The organism is Novosphingobium sp. PC22D, assembly GCF_002556635.1.
Lineage (GTDB): Bacteria > Pseudomonadota > Alphaproteobacteria > Sphingomonadales > Sphingomonadaceae > Novosphingobium.
In genome coordinates, this window is record NZ_MWMO01000001.1 from 591,031 (window position 1) to 611,487 (window position 20,457).

Genomic DNA, 20,457 nt, shown 5'->3' on the forward strand with positions numbered 1-20,457 from the left:
TCCGTCCGGTCCTGACGGGGGAGATAGGTCGCGCGGCGGGGTCTGGCTAGCCGGGCGTTCCGGAAAGCCGCGCCGGATTGCCCACCAGCGGGTCGATCACCAGCCGGTGAAGGATGTCGGCGATCCGCTCCGCCGGGATGGCCTCGTCCTGCGTGAGCCACCAGGCGAGGACGTCCACCGTGCCGCCTGTGCCATAAACGACACCGAGGTCGGAAGGCAGCCATTCGTGCTGCATGACGAGCGAGGTGTCCAGCTTGCGCGCCAGCCGGATGAATTCGGCTCGCACGATCGCTGCCGCGCCGCCGGTCAGCAGGGCGGTCCACAGCTTGCGGTGTTCCTCGACATAGGCGCACAGCGCCAGCGTCGAGCGGTAGCTGTCTGCCTCGACCTGGAGGATCGGAACGGCCATCGCGAGCAGTTCGGCGATCTGTTCGGACGCGACGTCGTTGAGCAGCGCTTCCTTGTCGGGGTAGTGGCGGAAGAAGGTGGCATAGCCGGTGCCCGCGCGAGCGGTGATCTCGCGGATCGTAAGCTGGTCGAACGAGCGTTCCTCGAGCAGCGCGAGCAGCGCCGCGTTCAGCGCCTTGCGCGAGCGCACCTGCCGCGCGTCGGTCGGCGCCTCGAGTTTCGTGTCCGTGATCTGCCCCGCCATCGGGATTGCCTAACACCGCGCGAGTCGGGTGTCCAATCGCGCCCTCAAACCTCGCCGATGCGATCGGCGAACAGCAGGCGTCCGCCCGACAGGTGCCAGAGAGCTTCGTTGAAATCGGCCTGGCCCATGGCGAAACAACCTTCGGAGCGACCGATCTTGCCCCACTTTTCGATCATCGACTGCTCGACGTACCATGCGGGGTGCATGACGATCAGCCGGTCGAGCGCGGTCGAGTTGTCGTCGTCGAGCCCAACGAGGCGGATCGAGGTGCCGTACTTGCCGGTGTACCATTCGCAGGTGAGGTAGGCCCCGCGCGAGGTCGCTTCAGAGCCGGGCTCTTTCGAGAAAGACTGTAGCCAGCCGCTGTGTTCGGGGTCCGAACCGCGTCCGTGCGCGATCAGAAACGAACGCAGCGTGCCTTTCTCGAGGTCGGCGAAATGCAGCCGCGGCTTCCAGGAGGGTACGCCGTAGTCGGCGATGCCCACGAGGTCGTTGCGCCACAAGTGCTGCGCGACGCGCTCCTGCTGGCTCTTCGCCACTTCGAACACGCGCCGCTCGTAGGGCGTGAGCGCCGAGGCGGCGGCGAAGACGCGGTTGGGCAGGCTGAGCGCGGCCGCGCCGAGCATGCCGCCGGTAAGGACGTCACGCCGCCTGATACCCCGATTCCCGACCACGTCTTTCATTCGTTGCAATCTAGCACTTCGCCGCGAGTCGCGCCAGTGCGGCCGCGCCTGCCGAGCGGTCAGGCGACGATCTTGAGCGGCGTCTTGGTATGCGTCGCGATCCACTCCTCGACCACCGGCGCGATGCGGTCGCGCCACTTGCTGCCGTTGAAGATGCCGTAGTGGCCGACGTTCTCGGCAAGGTAGTATTTCTTCTTCGAATCGGGGAGCTTCGTCGCAAGATGCAGCGAGGCCTTGGTCTGGCCGATGCCCGAAATGTCGTCCTTCTCGCCCTCGATCGCGAGCAAGGCGGTTTCGCGGATCGCCCTGAGGTCGATCCTCTGGCCACGGTGGACGAACTCGTTGTTCGGCAGCGAGTGCTTCTGGAAGACGTGCTCGATCGTCTGGAGGTAGAAGTCGGCGGACATATCGCAGACCGAGCGGTACTCGTCGTAGAAGGCCTTGGTCGCGTCGGCGCTTTCGCCGTCGCCCTCCACGAGATGCTTGAACATCCCGTAATGGCTCATGATGTGGTTGCCCAGGTTCATCGAGAAGAACCCTGCGAGCTGGAGAAAGCCCGGATAGACTCGGCGTCCCGCACCCGGGTAGGCGAGCGGCACGGTCGCTATCACGGAGTGCTCGAACCACTCGAGCGGGCGTTGCATGGCGAGGTCGTTGACCGATGTCGGAGCCTCGCGCGTATCGATCGGGCCGCCCATCATCGTCAGCGTCGCGGGCCGGCAGGGATGCTCGTTGGCGCCCATGATCGCGGTCGCGGCATAAGCGGGCACCGAAGGCTGGCACACCGCCAGCACGTGCGCGCCAGGGCCGATGAACTCGAGGTACTCGACGAGGTAGTCGATGTAATCGTCGAGGTCGAAGCGGCCGGCGCTGAGCGGCACCAGCTTCGCGTCCGCCCAGTCGGTGATATAGACCACGCACGATTCGAGCATGCGTGCGACGGTGCCGCGCAGCAGCGTGGCATAGTGGCCGCTCATCGGCGCCACGATCAATAGCCTGGGTGCATCGGAAGGCAGACCGTCGTGCGAGAAGCGCAGCAGGTTGCCGAAGGGGCGATGGAGGACGATCGCCTCGGTGACATTGTGCGTCTTGCCGTCGACGGTGACCGACTCGATGTCGAAGTCGGGCTTGCCGCGCGGCGAGGCTGCATGCGCGAAGACGTCGAGAGCCGAACTCAGCACCGGGGCCATTCCGAAATAACCGAGCGGCAGCACGGGGTTGGAAAGGAGTTCCGCCCCGACGGATGCCATCGCCGCTGCGCTGCTAAGCATTGCCCGCTGCAATTCATACGCGTTGTAAAGCACTGGCCTGTACCTCCTGACGGGCGCCATGCGGCCCATATCTTGCCGTCATAGATGAGGGCGAATCGATTTTTGTGCAATGCGACAATTGTCAGGAGGACGGATCGCGCCGCGACTTCTCAAGGGCGCGCCATGACCCTTTTTCTTTGCGCGGCGAGGCTGTAAGGCGCTGGCGATGAGCGCCACCAGGGTCAGTGAGGACGGGGTGCGGGAAGAGGCCGCGCAGAGCCAGGAGCCCGCTCCGAGGAGCCGCAGCCTCGGGCCGCTGCGCATGGTGATGCGCGCCGCGCTTGCCTATCCCGGGCGAGTCGCCACGGCGGGCGTCGCGCTGGTCGTCACCGCGCTGGCGACGCTGGCGATACCGGCGGGCTTCCGCTTGATCATCGATCGCGGTTTCGGCGAGGGCGGAAACCCGGCCGATATCGCCCGCTGGTTCCAGTACCTGCTGATGATCATCTGCGTGCTCGCGGCGGGGACCGCGGTGCGGTTCTATACCGTCTCGTGGATTGGCGAGCGCGTGGTCGCCGACATCCGTCTCGCAGTGCAGCGCAATCTCCTGCGGCTTTCGCCGAGCTTCTTCGAGGAAAACAGCCCGAAGGAAATTTCCTCGCGGATGACCGCCGACACGGCGATCATCGAGCAGATCGTGGGAACGACCGTCTCGGTCGCGCTGCGCAACGCGATCATGGCGATCGGCGGCGTGATCTATCTCTTCGCGCTGGCGCCGACGCTGACGCTGGGCCTGGTCATCGCAATTCCCTGCGTGGTGCTGCCGATCACCTGGTTCGGGCGGCGGCTGCGCAATGTCTCGCGCACCAGCCAGGATCGCGTCGCCGACATCGGCGCGCTGACCACCGAGGTGCTCGGCGCGCTGCGGGTCGTCCAGGCCTTCAACATGGAGCCGCGCGAGCGCGACCGCTTCGGCACGGCTGTGGAAAGCACCTTTGCGACCGCCAAGCGGCGGATCATGATCCGCGCGGTGATGACCGCGCTCGTCATGCTAATGATCTTCGGTTCGATCACGCTGCTGATGTGGCGCGGCGCGATCGGCGTCGCAGAAGGCACGATCACCGGCGGCACGATCGCGGCCTTCGTCGTCACCGGCGGGCTGGTCGCGGGCGCTTTCGGCTCGCTGACCGAGGTCTACGGTGATCTCGTGCGCGGCGCGGGCGCGGCGAGCCGGCTCGCCGAGCTGCTCCAGGCGCACCCCTCGATTGCACCGCCCGCCCGCCCGCAGACCCTGCCGATGCCGCCGCGCGGTCAGATCGCCTTCGAACGCGTGACCTTCCGCTATCCATCCCGGCCCGACATCGCCACGCTCGACGACTTCACGCTCATGGTCGAGCCGGGCGAGACGGTCGCGATCGTCGGACCTTCGGGCGCGGGCAAGTCGACCATCTTCCAGCTCGCCGAGCGCTTCTACGACCCGCAACAAGGCGCGGTTAAGATCGACGGGGTGAACCTCGCTTCAGCCGATCCCGCCGAGATCCGCGCGCGCATCGCGCTCGTTCCGCAGGAAGGCGTGCTGTTCGCGGCGAGCGCGCGCGACAACCTGCGCTACGGCAACTGGGCCGCCACCGACGAGCAGATCTGGGAAGCCGCCGCCGCAGCCAATGCCGAGCGATTCCTGCGCGAACTGCCGGAGGGGCTCGACACGTTCCTCGGCGAGGACGGCTCGCGGCTTTCGGGCGGGCAGCGTCAGCGCATGGCGATCGCCCGCGCGTTGCTGCGCGATGCCCCGATCCTGCTGCTGGACGAGGCGACGAGCGCGCTCGATGCCGAAAGCGAGCGGCTGGTCCAGGACGCGCTCGAAACGCTGATGCAATCGCGCACCACGCTGGTCATCGCCCATCGCCTCGCGACGGTGCGCAAGGCGGGGCGGATCGTGGTGATGGAGCAGGGCCGGATCGTCGAGCAGGGCACCCATGCGGACCTCAGCGCGGGCGGGGGTCTCTACGCCCGGCTCGCGGCGCTGCAGTTCGACGACCCCAAGGTCGTGCCGCTGGCTTAGCCGGTCTTAGGGGCATTTCCTGAGGGCAATCACGCGGAATCCCCGGCCTGGCTGGGTTGTGCACGGCGATCTTGCCGCACCGCACAACGCCCCGGGTTGACTTGTCGAGCCGTCGCGTCATGGCTGTCGCGCGATGGACCTGACACTCACCGCCTTCCTGCTCGGCATCGTCGAGGGGCTCACCGAATTCATTCCCGTCTCCTCGACCGGACACCTGATCCTGGCTTCGGAGGTGTTCGGCTACGACGCCGAACAGTGGAAGGTGTTCAACGTCGTCATCCAGCTCGGCGCGATCCTGGCCGTCGTGGTGCAGTACTGGCGCACCTTCTGGGCGGTCGGCATGGGACTGCTGGACTGGAACCCGATGAGCGTGCGCTTCGTGCGCAACGTGCTTCTGGGGTTCCTGCCGTCGGCGGTGCTCGGCCTCGCGCTCAAGGACTACATCGACATCCTCCTCGGCAGCCCGATGGTGGTGGCCTGGGCTCTGGTGCTGGGCGGCATCGCCATCCTCGGGATCGAGAAGGTCGCCAAGCCGGGCGAGCTGACGGGCGTCGGCGAGTTGCCGGCGCGCCAGTGCCTGGGGGTCGGGTTCGCGCAGTGTCTTGCGATGGTGCCGGGCGTAAGCCGTTCGGGCGCGACGATCATGGGCGCGCTGGCGATGGGCATCGAACGGCGTACCGCGGCCGAATTCAGCTTCTTTCTCGCGGTGCCGACAATGGTCGGGGCGACCACGCTCGAATTGCTCGACAACCGCGAGGCGCTGATGTCGGGCGCGGGGCCGGTGGGCTGGGGCGAGATCGCGATCGGCTTCCTCGTGTCATTCGTCGTCGCGATCGTCGTCATCCGTGCCTTCGTCGCCTTCGTCAGCCGCTCGGGCTTCGCGCCCTTTGCCTGGTACCGGATCGTCGCGGGCGTACTCGCGATCTTCCTGCTCTCGCGCTGAGCGTTGCGCGCGGCGGCGGATCGGCGCAGGGTCGCGGGCGATGAAGAGCAAGGACTACGACGCGGCGATCGCGAAGCTGCAGTACGAACTGGTGGCCATGGCGCGCTGGGTGGTTTCAGCCGGCGCCCGTGTCGTGGTCGTGTTCGAGGGGCGCGATACCGCGGGCAAGGGCGGCGTCATCAAGACCTTTGCGCAATATCTCAATCCGCGCATGTGCCGGTCGGTCGCTCTCGGCACGCCCAACGACCGCGAACGCGGCCAGTGGTATTTCCAGCGCTACATCGAGCACTTGCCGACCGCTGGCGAGATCGTCCTGTTCGACCGGAGCTGGTATAATCGCGCCGGGGTTGAGAAGGTCATGGGCTTCGCCGGCGACGAGGAGGTGCAGTCGTTCCTCTCGCAGACGCCGCAGTTCGAGCGCCAACTCACCGACGACGGAATTCTCCTGTTCAAGTACTGGCTGACCTGCGACCAGGAGCAGCAGGAAAAGCGCTTTGCCGAGCGGCGCGAGGACCCGTTGAAGCGGTGGAAGCTCTCGCCCATGGATATCGCCGCGCGAGAGAAGTATCGCGAATACACCAAGGCGCGCGAGGCGATGCTGGCGGCCACGCACACGCCGCACGCGCCCTGGACGCTGGTCGACTTCAATGACCAGAAGCGCGGACGGCTCACGCTCATCCGCGATTTTCTCGACCGGATTCCCGACCATCCCGTCGATCCGCCGAAGATCGATCTTCCCAAGCTCGACGGGAAGCCGGCGCGCGAGGAGTTCGACATCGTCCGGCCCATCGCGGACTTTCCGCTCGACTGAATCGGCGGTCGGCGGGGGTGGGTGCTTGACTTCGGCGGCGCTTTGGCCCAAGGGCCGCTGCCTTGAAGGGCGGCGGCATGGCCGCCCTGCTTGTGTTTGGACAACGCCGGCGCCTTGCTCGGCACGAACTAGATATTACAGGATAGCGCCATGGCGAAGCCCGCAACCGTGAAGATCCGGCTGGTCTCGACCGCCGATACCGGTTTTTTCTACGTCACGAAGAAGAATCCGCGGAACCAGACCGAGAAGATGAGCTTCCGCAAGTACGACCCGATCGCGCGCAAGCACGTCGAGTTCAAGGAAGCCAAGATCAAGTAGGGTTCACAGCCGGTTCAAGGGTGTGGCCCTAAGAGGAGCCCCATGAACCGTACCCTTAAGATCGTTTCGAAATTGACCGGCGCGGCCGCTTTGGCCGCGCTTGCCGTTCCTGCCGTGCTGCCCTCGGAGCCCGCCGCCGCGGCTTCGTCCTCGCAGGCGAAGCTCGATCAGGCAGTCCGCGCGCTGCGCGGCATCTCGACGATGCGCGCAGACTTCGTCCAGACCGACCGCAGCGGGCAAAGCGTCTCGGGCGTGCTCACGCTCAAGCGTCCGGGCCGGATCCGCTTCCAGTACGAAAAAAGCGTGCCGATGCTGATCGTCGGCGACGGCAAGGCGCTCACGCTGATCGACTACGAGGTCAACCAGGTCCAGCGCTGGCCGATCAGCAACAGCCCGCTCGGCGCGCTGCTCGATCCGGGCCGCGACGTTTCCAGGTTCGGCACGCTCAAGCCGACCGGCGATCCCGATGTCACCAGCATCGAGGTGCGCGACCGCGATCATCCCGAATACGGCGTGATCACGCTGATCTTCACGCGCAACGCCGCCGCGCCGGGCGGTCTCGAGCTGACCTACTGGGTCGCGCTCGATTCGCAGAACAAGCGGACGACGGTGCAACTCTCCAATCAGAAATATGGCATCGCGGTGCCCGATTCGACTTTCCGCTGGAAGGACCCGCGGCCGCGCGTTCGTCGATGACGGACAACGGCCTGGCGCAGGCTGTTTCGGTCCTGCGACGAAGAACGGCAAGTCTGACGAATCCGTTCACTTGCCAGAAAGCAGTCCGGCACTATCTAGGGATGGTCAAGACGGACTGAGGCGGGTTTCCCCCCTGTTGCCCGCGCCTCCTGATAGGACGTCCTGACAAGCGTGACGAACGCACAAAGGAACCCTCGTCCCTCTGCCCCCGGGACGAGGGTTTTCTTTTGCCTGTCGTATCCGGGGCGAGGGCCATGGCGGACGGGCCGGACGCTGGCGATCGCGGAATGGCGTGCTTTGCGGCACTGGAAATCGCACGGAGGCGTGCCTAAAGCCCACCCATGGTCACAATCGCCACCTGGAACATCAACTCGGTCCGCCTGCGCATCGATCAGGTCGAACGCTTTCTCACCGAGCACGCGCCCGACGTGCTGTGCCTGCAGGAAATCAAGGTCGCGGAGCATCTCTTCCCGCACGAGATGTTCGAGCGGCTGGGTTACACGCACCGCGCGATCCACGGGCAGAAGGGCTACCATGGCGTGGCGACCGTCAGCCGCATTCCGTTTCGCGACTTCTCGAAGCACGACTGGCAGGACAACGGCGAAGCCCGCCACATCGGCGTCGAAATGCTCGGGGCCGGGCAGGGGATGATTCTCGAGAACGTCTATATCCCGGCGGGGGGTGACGTCGCCGACCGCGAGGTCAATCCCAAGTTCGGCCAGAAGCTCGATTTTCTCGAGCGCATGACGCGCTGGGCCGAGGCGATCGACCGGCCGACGATGATCACCGGCGATTTCAACATCGCCCCGCTCGAATGCGACGTCTACGATCACAAGGCGCTGCTCAAGGTGGTCAGCCACACGCCGATCGAGGTCGAGACGCTGGGCCGCTTCCGGGATTCGCACGGATGGGTCGATCTGGGCCGTGAGTTCATTCCCGCGCCCGAGCGCAACTATTCCTGGTGGTCCTACCGCAGCTATTGGCGCCAGAAGGACCAGGGGCGGCGGCTCGACCACATGTGGGCCTCGCCCGAACTGGCGGCGCAGGCGAAGGCGCATCGCTTCGTCGAGGAAACGCGCCGCTGGGAAAAGCCCAGCGACCACGTGCCGCTGATCACGGAATTGTCGCTCTGAACGATCCGGTCCCGCCTTCGTCCGATGCCGCGTCGCGGCGAGTCGCGCTGGCGATCGACGCCTTGCGCCACGGCTGGCCGATTCGCGTCGGCGCGGCGTTCACGCTGTTGCCCGCCGAGACCGGCTTCGCGCCCGGTGCGAGCGCTGGGCGCATGCTCATCTCGGCGGCGCGCGCGGTGACGCTCAAGCTCGCCAACCAGCGCGAGGCGGCGGTGCCCGAGGCGCCGGTGCTGATTCGCGGCGCCGAGCCGTTCGATCTCGAAGCGGCGCGCGCCGTCGCCGATCCCGCGCTCGACCTGCTCCATCCGATGAAGGGGCCCTTCGCGGCCGAGGCGATCGCCGATGCCGAAGCGGCCAGGGCGGCGATGGAACTGGCGCGGATCGCGGGCGTGCTGCCCGCGTTCCTCGTCGATCCGACGGGCCTTGGCGAGCCGCAGGCGCTCGAGGCCGCCGACCTTGCCGCCTGGAAGGACACGGCGCGGCTTGCCATCGCGGCGCGCGCGCGGCTGCCGGTCGCGGCCTGCGAGGATGCCGAGATCGTCGCTTTCCGCTCGTTCGACGACCTGCGCGAGCATGTCGCGCTGGTGATAGGCCGCCAGACGGGCGATCGCCAGCCGCTGGTGCGGCTCCACTCGGAATGCCTCACCGGCGACATCCTCGGCAGTCTCAAGTGCGATTGCGGCCCGCAGCTCGACGCGGCGCTGCGGGCGATGGCCGAGGAGGCAGGCCGGGGCGGCTGGGGCGTGCTGCTCTACATGCGCCAGGAAGGGCGCGGCATCGGCCTCGTCAACAAGCTGCGCGCCTATCGCCTGCAGGACCAGGGCTTCGACACGGTCGACGCCAACAATCGCCTCGGCCTGCCGACCGAGGCGCGTGACTTCCCGGTCGCCGCGCGCATGCTCGACCTGCTCGGGGTACGGGCGATCCGGCTAATGACCAACAATCCGGCCAAGGTCGAGGCGCTGGCGGCCGAGGGGGTCGACGTGACCGAGCGCGTACCCCACGCGCTGCCCGCCAACCCGCACAACGAACGCTATCTGTCCACCAAGCGTGACCGGACAGGGCATCTGCTCTGAGGGCGGCATAAGCAGCGACGACCGATCCGTCCGCTTTGAGCTCTCGTTAGCCAAAAAAGCGGACATTCTGGTTACGACGACGTTGCGGACGCGGTCGCAATGTGGATGCCCGTTGACCGCTTTATAGTCTGGTCTATCGAGATATGATGCGCGCGTTCGTAAAGGCGGTTTTCGTTGGGTCCCTTGCTGGATCTTGGGCTCCGCTGATATTTACTGTGATGGGCATTTTAAGTTATATTCCCGATGGATTTGACGGGAGCGGCGAAATTTTCCCCGCGATAGCGTTTGCCCTATCTCCATTTTTAATTGTTTTATGCTTTGTTCTGACAGCTAGCGTCCTCGTTGGGCTGCCAACAACTGCCATCCTTTCGAGACTTCAGATAGAAAGTTCCGCTGCTTACATTATCGTTGGGATTGTGGCTGGTGCCGCATTTCCGATAGCCGTTCTCGAGTGGATTGGCTCCAATGGAGTTTGGTCACTGTTGCTATCGGTTCTCGGCGCATTCAGTGGGGGTGTCACTGGACGGATTTGGTGGGTTGAGGTGCGAGAGACTTGTGTCCGCTGACCACGACTTTCCACTCATTTCACGGCGGCGCTTACTTATTCCGATAGCGGTCGATCGTTCGCTTGGGGCTGGTCCCGCGCCCCTGGCGCGCCGTCGATGATCGCGGATCATGGTCATTGCGTGCTTACGCCGCCCGCTAACCCCGATCGCGCAGCCACACGCCCACAGGCGCATGGGGCAGGCCGACGTCGCGCAGCCCGAGGATTCCCGGGGGCGCCGCCTTGATCTGGAACAGCGCGTTGACCGCGGGCATCGCGGTCATCGTGTCCCAGTCGTGATTGGTCCAGTGCGGCGGCGGCGTGAAGCGCATCTTGGTGTCGATGTTGGGATCGCCCTTCACCTGCAGGTGATACTGGTCGTCGTCGATGTCCCAGCCTTCGGCGAGATTCTTCGTCAGATACCAGATCACCTTCATCTGCACGACCGTCTTGCCGCCGACGATGCCGTTCCAGCCGCCGTTCAGCGCCGCGTTGGTGCCCTTGGGCATCTTGAACCAGCCGAGGTCGATGTCCTCGGCGGCGGTCGCGTATTCGCAGAAGAATTCGATATCGTCGTAGTCGAGTTCGAGCGCAGCTCCGATCCGCACGACCACGTCTCGAAACAGGATCAGCCAGGCGCGGGCGCGCTCCATCAGTTCGGCCTCCTTCTCGCCGCCGGGCTCGCCCATGCCGAGGAAGCCCCAGGTCTCGACCGATTCGTAGACCGAGCAGTCGGCGCTTTCGGTGATGCCCAGAAACTCGACGTCGCGGCAGATCGCGGTGAGCGAGGTCGCCACCGAGTTGATCCAGCCCGGGCTGATGCCGGTGATGTACAGCGAGCTGCCGCCCTTGGCGCAGGCGGCTTCGAGCTTGTCCCTAACCTCGCCGACGATGCCGCCGAGGTTGAGGAACAGATTGGTGCTGACCACGTCGAGCCCGCTTTCGAGCAACCGGATCGCCTGGTCGAGGTTAGCCTCGAAGGGAGTATAGAGCACCGTGTCAGCGCCCCGTGCGAGCAGCGCGTCGACATCGTTGGTGGCAAGCACGCCGGTTTCCGGCCGGCCGCACAGCGCCCCCGCGTCGGTTCCCGCCTTGTCCTCAGACCACGCGTAGACGCCGACCAGTTCGAGCCGCGGGTCGTCCAGCACGCCGCGCATCGTAAGCTTGCCGACCTTGCCCGTGGTCCACTGGATGACGCGCAGCTTGTCCATGTCTCTCTCCCGTTCGCCGCGATCCTCGCGTGATCGGGAGAGCTTCGGTAGTTCCCTCTTGGGAACAGGCGTCAGGCGGCGAGGCCGTAGTGCCGGTACGTGAAATCGTCGCGGATATCGTCCTTCGCCTCGCGGATCATGCCGGGAATCAGGAAGGCGTCGACGATCGCCCAGAAGAAGCCGATCACGAAGAAGTACGAGATGATCTGGAGAATCGCCGAGCCGGGCCGTCCGAGATAGAAACGGTGCGCGCTGACGAACCACAGGAGCGCCCACAGGCCGTAGGCGACGACCGGGCTGGGCGCATCGTTGGCGACGCGCTGTTCGACGAGCGAGAGTTGAGCGGTGGAAAGGGTCATTGTCTGCCTCTTGGTGTTGCTGTCGTTTTGGTGTTGCTGTCGTTGCCGGCAGACTAGGTGCGGCGCCGCCACTGGCGCGAGGGCGGCTCGATCAAGGTCCCACAGCGATCGACGGGTCACCCTTCGACGCTCGTCCCGAAGATCGCGGCCGCCAGTCCGAGCAGCGCGAGCGCGCCGAAGCCGAAGACCCGCACGATTCGCCGCCCCCGGGTTTCGGCCTCGTCGCGATAGGCGCGGCCGCTGGCGATCGCCGATTGCAGGGCGTAATAGAGCGCGAAGGCGCGCGAGGCGTAGCTGACGATCTCGAAGACGTCGGCGATCCATGTCAGCGCCAGCCCGATCGCCGCGAGCGCGAGGTAGGTGTGGCGCGCGCGGACCGCGTGCGCGGTCAACTCGTCGACCAGCCCGCCCGAGCCGTTGGTGTCGGCCACCGCCGCGCTGAACTGCGCGGCAAGCGCGGCCACGATCAGCAGCGGGCCCAGGATCACCGAGACTCCGGCCATCATGTCGATGATCGCGGTCTCCCTGAGCACGAACGATCCCGCCTCGAAACTCACCGAGAGCAGCGCCACGTAGGCGACGTAGATTCCGCTCGCGAGCCATTGCGAAAGCCGCATCGAGCGGCGCCGCGTAGCGACGTCGTAGTGGTTGCCGAGATAGCGCGACGTCTCGAAGCCCTGCACGGTGACGATCAGGCCGAACATCATCTGCACCGCGGCGAGGGCGCCGATCGTCGTCCCGCTCCGGTCGATCGCGTCGTGCCTCGCCTCGAACCCGGCATGGACGACGAGCGCGGCGATCAGCGCGGCAATGATCGCGAGCTTGAGGCTGACCGTCACCTGCTCCATCCGCTCGAGCAGCGAGAATCCTTTCGTCAGCCCCGCGCCGAGAATCAGCGCATAGGCGCCGGTGGTGATCAGACGCGCGACGAACTCGCTCGAATCGGGAAAGATGCGCGCGGAGAATGCCCCGAACAGGTTGAGATAGTAGGCGACCGAAATGGAGTAGGCGAAGGCGAGCGCCCAGCTCGAATGCTTTTCAAGGGTTCGGACCAGATGGCCGTCATCGGGGGCGCCATCGCCTTCGGCGTCGCCGCCGTGGTTGCCGATCCGTGCGATGTTGTAGCGGATCGCCGCGCCGAAGGCGTAGCCCGCGAGGCACAGCACGATCATCGCCAGCACCCCGTAGCTGCCGAAGGTGTCGACGAGGATCGGGCCGAGAATGAGGAATCCGCTGCCGATGATCGAGGCGAGCGGCGTGATCGTCGCGCGCCAGATCGGCAGGTCGCGCAAGGCGGGCCACGCGAGCACGCCCGCCGTCAGCAGGCCGCCGACGACAACCGCGATCTCGATCCAGATTTCCGCCATGCGTCGTCAGTCGCGTGTGACGCCCACGATATAATTGAGCGCGAGATCGTCTGAGAGGTGCAGGCCCTTGAGGGGCGACCAGGCGATGCCGCGCGGCTTGCCCATCGTCAGCCCGGCGCCCGCGAGCAGGTCGTCCAGTTCGTCGGGCGTGATGAAGTCGCTCCAGGTGTGGGTGCCGCGCGGGACCTTGCCCAGCCGCTCCGCCGCCTCGACCAGCAGCAGCTTGGATCGCGCGGTCCGGTTGGGGGTCGAAAGCACCAGCAGCCCGCCCGGAGCGAGGGCCCCCGCGAGCGCCGCGACGAAGGCGCCCTTGTCGGCGACGTGCTCGATCACTTCCATCGCGCAGACGAGATCGAACCCGGACGGGCCCATCTCGCCGATCTCGCCCTGGCGATAGTCGATCGCGAGGCCCGAGGCCTCGGCGTGCGCCTGCGCCGCCGCGACGTTCTCTTCGGCGGCGTCCACGCCCGTCACTTCGGCGCCGAGGCGCGCGAGCGGTTCGCACAGCAGCCCGGCGCCGCAGCCGACGTCGAGCGCGCGCCTGCCTGCCAGCGGCCGCAGCGCGTCCGGGTCGCAGCCGAAGTGCCGGTCGATCGAGTCGCGGATGAAGCCGAGGCGCACCGGATTGAGCCGGTGCAGCATCGCCGAGGACCCGAAGGGGTCCCACCAGTCGGCCGCGAGCGCACCGAAATGCGCGGCCTCGTCCGGGCGGATCGTCGCGCGCCGTGGCTGCGTGGCAGTTGCATTCGTCATTGCCTGTCCCTAACAGCGCGCCCGACACTTATCCACTGGCACGAAGGGGCCGTCAGACTTGGCACGCATCGTGATGAAATTCGGCGGCACCTCGATGGCCGGGACCGAGCGAATCCGGCGTGTGGCGGGGATCGTCAAACGCCAGCAGGAAGCCGGGCACGAAGTGGCCGTCGTGGTTTCCGCGATGGCGGGCGAGACCGACCGGCTGGTGAACTTCTGCCGCGAGGCGAACGCGCTCTATGATCCGGCCGAATACGACGTGGTCGTCTCCTCGGGTGAGCAGGTAACCTCGGGACTGCTCGCGCTGACTCTACAGGCGATGGGGTGCAAGGCGCGCTCGTGGCTCGGCTGGCAATTGCCGATCCACACCGACGGGGCGCACGCCAAGGCGCGTATCGAGGAATTCGATTCGCAGGGGCTGCTCGCCTCGATGGCCTCGGGCGAGATCGCGGTGATCCCCGGCTTCCAGGGTGTGGCGCCTTCGGGACGGGTGACCACGCTCGGCCGTGGCGGTTCGGATACCTCGGCGGTGGCGGTGGCGGCGGCGGTGAAGGCCGACCGCTGCGACATCTACACCGATGTCGACGGCGTCTACACCACCGACCCGCGCATCGTGGCCAAGGCGCGCAAGCTGCCGCTGGTGACTTACGAGGAAATGCTCGAACTCGCCTCGGTCGGCTCGAAAGTGCTGCAGACCCGCTCGGTCAGCCTGGCGATGAAGGAGGGCGTGCGCGTCCAGGTGCTCTCCAGCTTCATCGACGAGACCGCGCCCGCCGCCGATACCCTGCCCGGAACGCTGATCGTCAGCGACGAGGAACTTGAGGAAAGCCAGATGGAACGCCAGCTCATCACCGGCATCGCCGCCGACAAGAACGAGGCCAAGGTCACGCTCACCCGCGTGCCCGACAAGCCGGGCGCTGTCGCAGCGATCTTCGCGCCGCTCGCCGAGGCGAACATCAACGTCGACATGATCATCCAGAACGTCGCCAAGGACAAGGGCGAGACCGACGTCACCTTCACCGCGCCGCAAGCGGATCTCGCCCGCACGCTGGCGATGCTCGAGGAGCGCAAGGACCAGATCGGCTTCTTCCGGATGATCTCGGATGCCAACGTCGCCAAGATCAGCGTCGTCGGCGTGGGCATGCGCAGCCACGCTGGCGTGGCCAGCACGATGTTCAAGACGCTGGCCGACCGCGGCATCAACATCCTCGCGATCAGCACCAGCGAGATCAAGGTCTCGGTGCTGATCGATGCCGACGCGACCGAACTCGCGGTGCGCGTGCTGCACAGCGCCTACGGGCTCGACGCGGCGGCCTGAGCGCAGCCATGTCCGCCGCTGACCGCAAGGCGCAGATCGACGCCTACAAGGAGCGCAAGGTCGAAGGCGGCGTCTACGCGGTGCGCTGCGCGCCCACCGGGGCGGTCTGGGTCGGTCGCGCGCCCGACATCGCGACGATCCGGAATCGCGTGTGGTTCACCTTGCGCCAGGGCTCGAATACCCACCGCGCGCTGCAGGAGGCCTGGAACGCGCACGGCCCCGAGGCATTCGCCTTCGAGGTGCTCGAAGTGCTCGACCGGGCCGAACTCGCGCTCGCTTTCGATCGCGAGCTGAAGAAGCGCCACGCGGCATGGGTCGACGAACTCGGCGCGACCTCTATCTGATCGATAGCACGACGATCGCCTGACGATCGGGGTCCGTACCCTTTGCAGTAGGGCAAAGCCATGCTTCCATGCGTGCCGGATCGAATCGTCGGCGGCACGGGGGCAGGGCATGCGATTTGCGAAGATGGCGTTGCTCGGGCTCACCGCGCTGACCGGCTCGGCGGGCTCGCAGGGCAGCCTTGAAGACCAGTGCCGCAGTACCGAGGTGGCGGTTCCGGCTAGTTGCGGCTGTACCGTGCGCAAGGCGCAGGAGGCCGGGGTCGGGGCGGAGCAGCTCGCCGCGCTGTTCAAGGACGACGGCGCGAGCGCGGGTGTCGATCAGGCGACCTACTCGCGCTTCTGGATGATCAAGACGCAGTGCATCGGCGAGGCCGGGCTTGCCGGGCTGGGCATCACGCCGGGCAATCCGCTGCCCGGCGCGTCCGCGCCGCGCGCTCCAGCCCCGGCGGCGGCCGCCGTGGCGCCGGACCCGCGTCCTTCGGCTCCGACCGCGCCGCAGCGCAAGGTCCGCTTCGCGCAGGAGACCGCCAAGCTGCGCTTCACCTACGACTTTCCCGACGAGGTCGCCGCGCTGCCCGGCATGGGCGCCTATCTCGACAAGGATCGCATCGCCGCCTTCGCGCGGGCGAGCAGCGACGCGCGGGGCTTTCGCCTGACCAGCCACCTCGACAAGCAGGAGCACGATGTCTGGTGGGTCGTGACCGGCCGCGCCGGCCGGCTCGTCAGCCTCACCCGCGCGGTCGCGGCCAACGAGGGCGGGGCGCATCCCAATCGCGATTCCAGTTCGCTGCTGTGGGACGCCGAGGCGGGCAAGCCGGTGACGCTCGACGAGATCTTTCCGGGCGGGGCCTTCGCCGCGCAGATGCGCGGCCCGTACTGCAACGCGCTGGAGGACGAACGCGTCCGCCGCACCGGGCAGCAGCCCGAAGAGCGGTATTTCAACGTGCGCTGCCCGCCGTTCTCGAAGCTCGCGATCACCTACAAGGACGGCAAATGGCTGTTTCACGCGCCGCCCTACGTCGCGGGCTCCTATGCCGAAGGAGACTATCTCATCGAGCTGGCGCCGACGCCGGACCTCGTCGCGGCCGCAGCGCCTGAATATCGCGGCGTGTTCGGCGCGCCGAGCGGAAAGGTTGCGCCTGACATCGCCGCCCGGATCGGCGGCATCGAGCTAGAGCCACCGCACTTCGCGGCAGGCACCGATTGTGTGGCCGAGGCGTTCCGACTGGCCGGCGAGGCGGGCGAACCGAGCTATTTCGAGGATTATCAAGCGCTGGTGAAGCGCTCGCCCGAGCGCATCTTCGCCCATGGCGGCCCGCTCGGCGGCGATGACTGGCGTGGCGGCATCCTGCTCGACGGCACGTTCCTGCGCGTCGAGGAAGCCGGGTTCGACTGGCGCAAGGACGTGAAGCGCTATCGCGGCTCGGGCATCGAGGTCGTGATCGATCTCGACACGAGCTACACCCGCGTCTCGGAGGGCAAGTGGGGCGTGGGCACGCTGATCGTCACCGCGCCGGCTGGTGTGGCGCGCATCCCGATCGTCTACCAGTCGTGGCAGTGCACCTGATCAGTCCTGCGGGGCGTAACGGGTATACTCGCGCGCGAAGGCGCCCTTGCGGAAGTCGCGGCGATAGGCCTTCCAGTCCGACTTGATCCGCTTGGCCGCCTCGTCAGCGAAGCAGACGATGTCGTCGACGAACAGGCCATGCGGCTCCATGTCCTTGAGGATCGCGGGTTCGATATCGTGGTCGATCGCCCCGGCATCGTCGCTGCGGGCATGCGCGAGCGCGAGCGAGCGGCCGCAGGCGTCGGCGTATTCGCGCCATTCGTCGAAATCGAGATCGTCGAGGTCCATGTCTTCGCGGAACGGTGCGCGCTCGCGCGTCATGAAGCTCTCGCCCTCGATCTCGACCGCGCCGAAGAACACGTCGCCGTGGGGCAGGTGGATGCGCTGGCCGTTGGCGATGCGGTCGGCGCGCTCGCCCGGATCGAGGTCGCCGGTGGGTACGACCCCGTCGAGCGCACTGCGCCGCGCGCGCTTCATCTCGATGATCAGGTCGTCGCTGCCGTCGGCCTCGGGCCCTTCGACCATCACGTAGAAGCGGGCGAGACCGAGCGAGGCGCAGCCCGCGCCGTGACGCATCGCCACGTCCTTGACCTTGAGTTCGCCGAAGCGGCCGCCTTTCTCGATGCCGTTGCGCTGTGCCAGCGTATCGATCAGCGCCTGGAACTCCTCGACGCGGCTCGAGACGGGCTGCAGCGTCGCGTCGGAACGAAATCCCTTGCGCGCCTCGTCGTGGTGCTTGTCGGCCAGCCATTCGCTGCGCGGGGTGAGCGCCTCCTCGAACAGGCTGCGGATGATCGCGGGTGCGTTGTCCATCCGGAACACGTCCTGCGTCTCGGTGCCGTGGCGGGCGAAGTGCTTCAGACCCTTGATATAGCCCTTGACGAACGCGCGGGTGACCTTGCGCCGCTTCTTGCGCTTCATCCCGCTCTCGCACTTGGTGGCGAGCATGAAGCCGGTGGCGCCGCGCTTGAGGTCCCACGCGTATGGGCCGTAGGTCACTTCGTCGAAGTCGTTGACCGAGAAGATCGGGATGTTGTCGCCATTGGGCATGACGCCGAAGTTGCCGGGATGGACGTCGCCCAGCAGCAGCACCTTGGGCCGCGCCGCGTCGCGCCCGGCAATGTCGCGGTAGAAGAGCAACGCCGTGCCGCGGAAGAAGGAATAGAGATCGTCGGCCAGCGCCGCGAACTTGTCCTGCGTGCCCTGCGCGTTGCTGTCGATCCGCTCGGCATGGTCGTCGAGCACGCAGGCGCGCACGTGGAGTCGGCGCGCATGGCCGTCGAGCATCGTCGGCAGCGCGATGGCGGCGCCCGATGCGAAGCGCTCGGCAAGCTCCTGGTAGGCGGCGTGGCGCGAGCCGAGCTTGGTCTGCTTGCCTTTCATCTCCGGCGCGCGGCTCTTGCTCGCGGAACTCTTGTTCCCGCCGCTCTTGCGCGCCGATGCCTCGCCCTTGGAGCCCGTCGATTTCGCGCGCGTCTTGCTCGTCATGCCGTTGCTCCCTCGGTTCGTATGACAATACGAAGTACGCGGCGCGCTGTTCCCGGCAAAGGGTCCCCGCGCACGATGGAAGAAAGTGCGCGGGGAACGAGGTGGCCGAAGCGGGAGGGAGTTGCTGAGGGTATGCTCAGGTGCTCCGGCGGCTTGACATTGGCGGCGACAGGAGGGGGGCATCGCCGCTCTGGTCGCCCCCAGATAGGAGTTCCAATCCTTTCAGGAAAAGCGATTAAACCTGTCACACTGATCGCCTGAAGCAATCAGTGACGTGACGCTTGCCGGTTGACCGCCATGGCGATCACGAAGTTGCGAAGCACTGTCGCGCTCGCCTCGCGCTGGTGCGCCCGCGCGGCCTTTCCGGCACGCTCGAGCGTGCGCCAGAGCCGCAGCCGCGGCTCTGGCGGCAGCGTGCCGCTGGCATTGGCGTAAGCGCGGTAAAGCGCGGCGAAGCGCCCCAGCATGGCCGCGTCGCTCATGGGGCGGCCATGCGGAAGCGCGAGATCGTCGACGAGCCGCGCGGCGCGAAACTCGACCTGGAGCAGACCCGCGCGCGCGTCCGCCGCGCGCTGCGCGATGACTTGCGCAGAGGCCTTGCCGCCGATCGGCTCGGGCGGGTCGAGCCGAAGCTCCAGCCAGCGCGGGACGTTCGTCGCCAGGAGCAGGGTCGGCACCATCGCCGCGACCAGCAGCAGGGGGGCGCGGCGGGGCTTGCCGCGTCGACGACTGGTGTTTCGAGATCCCGGCACGGGCGCCCTCCGTCCGCCACGGATCTACCATGCTGCTTGCCCGTCGCGAAGGGGCAAACTAAGGCCCACCGCGCAGGTAACAGACAATTCGGACAGAGACCCTGATGAGCGCATTCAACAAGACTTCGAGCCTGATGGCGCGCGGTGTCGAGTTTCTCGGCAGTGAATACGCGATCCTGTGCGGGGCGATGTCGTGGGTCTCCGAACGCAATCTCGTGTCGGCGATCAGCAATGCCGGCGGCTTCGGCGTGATCGCCTGCGGCGCGATGACGCCCGAGCTGCTCGATGCCGAGATCGCCGCGACCCGGGCGATGACCGACAAGCCCTTTGGCGTTAACCTCATCACCATGCACCCGCAGCTCTTCGACCTGATCGCTGTCTGCGCCAAGCACGGGGTCGGCCACGTCGTGCTCGCGGGCGGCATTCCGCCCAAGGGCAGCGTCGAGGCGATCAAGCAGGGCGGCGCCAGGGTGATCTGCTTCGCGCCGACGCTGGCGCTGGGCAAGAAGCTGTTGCGCTCGGGCGCCGACGCGCTCGTGATCGAGGGCATGGAGGCAGGCGGTCACGTCGGCCCGGTCTCGACCTCGGTGCTGGCGCAGGAGATCCTGCCGAGTCTCGCGGCCGAGAACCTGATCTTCGTCGCCGGCGGGATCGGGCGCGGCGAGGCGATCGCGGGCTATCTCGAGATGGGGGCCTGCGGCGTCCAGCTCGGCACGCGCTTCGCCTGTGCCACCGAATCGATCGCGCATCCCGATTTCAAGAAGGCCTTCTTCCGCGCGTCGGCGCGCGATGCCGTCACCTCGGTTCAGGTCGACCCTCGCCTGCCGGTGATCCCGGTGCGCGCGCTCAAGAACAAGGGCACCGAGGCGTTTTCGGCCAAGCAGGTCGAAGTCGCGCGGCTGCTCGACGAAGAGCAACTGGCGATGGGCGAGGCCCAGCTCCAGATCGAGCACTACTGGGCGGGGGCGCTGCGCCGCGCGGTGATCGACGGCGATGTCGAGAACGGCTCGCTCATGGCCGGGCAGTCGGTCGGCATGGTGACGGAAGAAGAGCCGGTGGCAGAGATCATCGCCAAGCTGCTGCACGAATGCGAGGCGGCGCTCACCACCCGCGCCGCCGCCTGAGCCGGG

General features: G+C 66.8%; 20 protein-coding genes. 11 read left to right on the top strand and 9 right to left on the bottom strand.

Going from position 1 to position 20,457, the window contains the following annotated elements; genetic code table 11:
- Positions 1-46 precede the first annotated feature (46 nt).
- The 3 genes from B2G71_RS02820 to phaZ are packed head-to-tail and all read right to left on the bottom strand — an operon-like array spanning position 47 to position 2,639.
- Positions 47-652 carry a TetR/AcrR family transcriptional regulator gene (locus tag B2G71_RS02820; protein WP_098104215.1) on the bottom strand — a complete coding sequence of 202 codons (606 nt, stop codon included), beginning with the start codon at positions 650-652 and terminating at the stop codon, positions 47-49.
- A 44-nt stretch (positions 653-696) separates the two neighbouring features.
- Positions 697-1,335 carry a murein L,D-transpeptidase catalytic domain-containing protein gene (locus B2G71_RS02825; RefSeq protein WP_240529972.1) on the bottom strand — a complete coding sequence of 213 codons (639 nt, stop codon included), beginning with the start codon at positions 1,333-1,335 and terminating at the stop codon, positions 697-699.
- A 59-nt stretch (positions 1,336-1,394) separates the two neighbouring features.
- Positions 1,395-2,639 carry a polyhydroxyalkanoate depolymerase gene (gene phaZ / locus B2G71_RS02830; RefSeq protein ID WP_206049264.1) on the bottom strand — a complete coding sequence of 415 codons (1,245 nt, stop codon included), beginning with the start codon at positions 2,637-2,639 and terminating at the stop codon, positions 1,395-1,397.
- Positions 2,640-2,811: 172 nt separating this feature from the next.
- On the opposite strand from phaZ, the gene B2G71_RS02835 reads away from it, so the two are divergent.
- The 7 genes from B2G71_RS02835 (at position 2,812) to ribA (ending at position 9,624) form a co-directional block, all read left to right on the top strand.
- The gene (locus tag B2G71_RS02835; RefSeq protein WP_098104216.1) at positions 2,812-4,647 is read left to right on the top strand and encodes an ABC transporter transmembrane domain-containing protein; all 1,836 of its coding nucleotides are present in this window, start codon (positions 2,812-2,814) and stop codon (positions 4,645-4,647) included.
- A 133-nt stretch (positions 4,648-4,780) separates the two neighbouring features.
- The gene (locus tag B2G71_RS02840; protein ID WP_098104217.1) at positions 4,781-5,590 is read left to right on the top strand and encodes an undecaprenyl-diphosphate phosphatase; all 810 of its coding nucleotides are present in this window, start codon (positions 4,781-4,783) and stop codon (positions 5,588-5,590) included.
- Positions 5,591-5,630: 40 nt separating this feature from the next.
- A complete protein-coding gene (gene ppk2, locus B2G71_RS02845) occupies positions 5,631-6,401 on the top strand; it encodes a polyphosphate kinase 2 (RefSeq protein ID WP_098104218.1) in 771 nt (256 codons plus the stop codon).
- Positions 6,402-6,551: 150 nt separating this feature from the next.
- Positions 6,552-6,719: a 50S ribosomal protein L33 gene (rpmG, locus tag B2G71_RS02850; protein WP_098104219.1), complete on the top strand. Its 168-nt coding sequence runs from the start codon at positions 6,552-6,554 to the stop codon at positions 6,717-6,719.
- A 42-nt stretch (positions 6,720-6,761) separates the two neighbouring features.
- Positions 6,762-7,415, top strand: a complete 654-nt coding sequence (locus B2G71_RS02855; protein ID WP_098104220.1) for an outer membrane lipoprotein carrier protein LolA — start codon at positions 6,762-6,764, stop codon at positions 7,413-7,415.
- Between the two features lie 341 nt (positions 7,416-7,756).
- Positions 7,757-8,548 carry an exodeoxyribonuclease III gene (gene xth, locus B2G71_RS02860; protein ID WP_098104429.1) on the top strand — a complete coding sequence of 264 codons (792 nt, stop codon included), beginning with the start codon at positions 7,757-7,759 and terminating at the stop codon, positions 8,546-8,548.
- 53 nt (positions 8,549-8,601) lie between these two features.
- Positions 8,602-9,624: a GTP cyclohydrolase II gene (gene ribA / locus B2G71_RS02865; RefSeq protein ID WP_240529993.1), complete on the top strand. Its 1,023-nt coding sequence runs from the start codon at positions 8,602-8,604 to the stop codon at positions 9,622-9,624.
- Between the two features lie 702 nt (positions 9,625-10,326).
- On the opposite strand, the gene B2G71_RS02870 is transcribed toward ribA, so the two are convergent.
- From B2G71_RS02870 to ubiG, 4 genes are all read right to left on the bottom strand, one after another.
- The gene (locus B2G71_RS02870; RefSeq protein WP_098104221.1) at positions 10,327-11,379 is read right to left on the bottom strand and encodes a hypothetical protein; all 1,053 of its coding nucleotides are present in this window, start codon (positions 11,377-11,379) and stop codon (positions 10,327-10,329) included.
- Between the two features lie 71 nt (positions 11,380-11,450).
- On the bottom strand, positions 11,451-11,738 hold the full coding sequence (locus tag B2G71_RS02875) for a TM2 domain-containing protein (protein WP_098104222.1): 288 nt from the start codon (positions 11,736-11,738) through the stop codon (positions 11,451-11,453).
- Between the two features lie 116 nt (positions 11,739-11,854).
- Complete coding sequence (locus B2G71_RS02880) at positions 11,855-13,105, bottom strand: hypothetical protein (protein WP_098104223.1); 1,251 nt, start codon at positions 13,103-13,105, stop codon at positions 11,855-11,857.
- A gap of 6 nt (positions 13,106-13,111) precedes the next feature.
- Positions 13,112-13,858, bottom strand: a complete 747-nt coding sequence (gene ubiG / locus B2G71_RS02885; RefSeq protein ID WP_098104224.1) for a bifunctional 2-polyprenyl-6-hydroxyphenol methylase/3-demethylubiquinol 3-O-methyltransferase UbiG — start codon at positions 13,856-13,858, stop codon at positions 13,112-13,114.
- Positions 13,859-13,931: 73 nt separating this feature from the next.
- On the opposite strand from ubiG, the gene B2G71_RS02890 reads away from it, so the two are divergent.
- From B2G71_RS02890 to B2G71_RS02900, 3 genes are all read left to right on the top strand, one after another.
- Positions 13,932-15,176 carry an aspartate kinase gene (locus B2G71_RS02890; protein WP_206049276.1) on the top strand — a complete coding sequence of 415 codons (1,245 nt, stop codon included), beginning with the start codon at positions 13,932-13,934 and terminating at the stop codon, positions 15,174-15,176.
- Positions 15,177-15,184: 8 nt separating this feature from the next.
- Positions 15,185-15,520: a GIY-YIG nuclease family protein gene (locus B2G71_RS02895; RefSeq protein WP_098104226.1), complete on the top strand. Its 336-nt coding sequence runs from the start codon at positions 15,185-15,187 to the stop codon at positions 15,518-15,520.
- Positions 15,521-15,629: 109 nt separating this feature from the next.
- Positions 15,630-17,087, top strand: coding sequence for a hypothetical protein (locus B2G71_RS02900; protein ID WP_098104227.1), 1,458 nt, complete (start codon positions 15,630-15,632; stop codon positions 17,085-17,087).
- On the opposite strand, the gene B2G71_RS02905 is transcribed toward B2G71_RS02900, so the two are convergent.
- The gene (locus B2G71_RS02905) at positions 17,088-18,575 is read right to left on the bottom strand and encodes a DUF2252 family protein (RefSeq protein WP_098104228.1); all 1,488 of its coding nucleotides are present in this window, start codon (positions 18,573-18,575) and stop codon (positions 17,088-17,090) included. It lies immediately after the preceding gene.
- 266 nt (positions 18,576-18,841) lie between these two features.
- Positions 18,842-19,327, bottom strand: a complete 486-nt coding sequence (locus tag B2G71_RS02910) for a hypothetical protein (RefSeq protein ID WP_141521477.1) — start codon at positions 19,325-19,327, stop codon at positions 18,842-18,844.
- A 104-nt stretch (positions 19,328-19,431) separates the two neighbouring features.
- Between B2G71_RS02910 and B2G71_RS02915 the strand changes: the two genes are divergently transcribed.
- Positions 19,432-20,451, top strand: a complete 1,020-nt coding sequence (locus tag B2G71_RS02915) for a nitronate monooxygenase (RefSeq protein WP_098104230.1) — start codon at positions 19,432-19,434, stop codon at positions 20,449-20,451.
- The last annotated feature ends 6 nt before the right edge of the window (positions 20,452-20,457 follow it).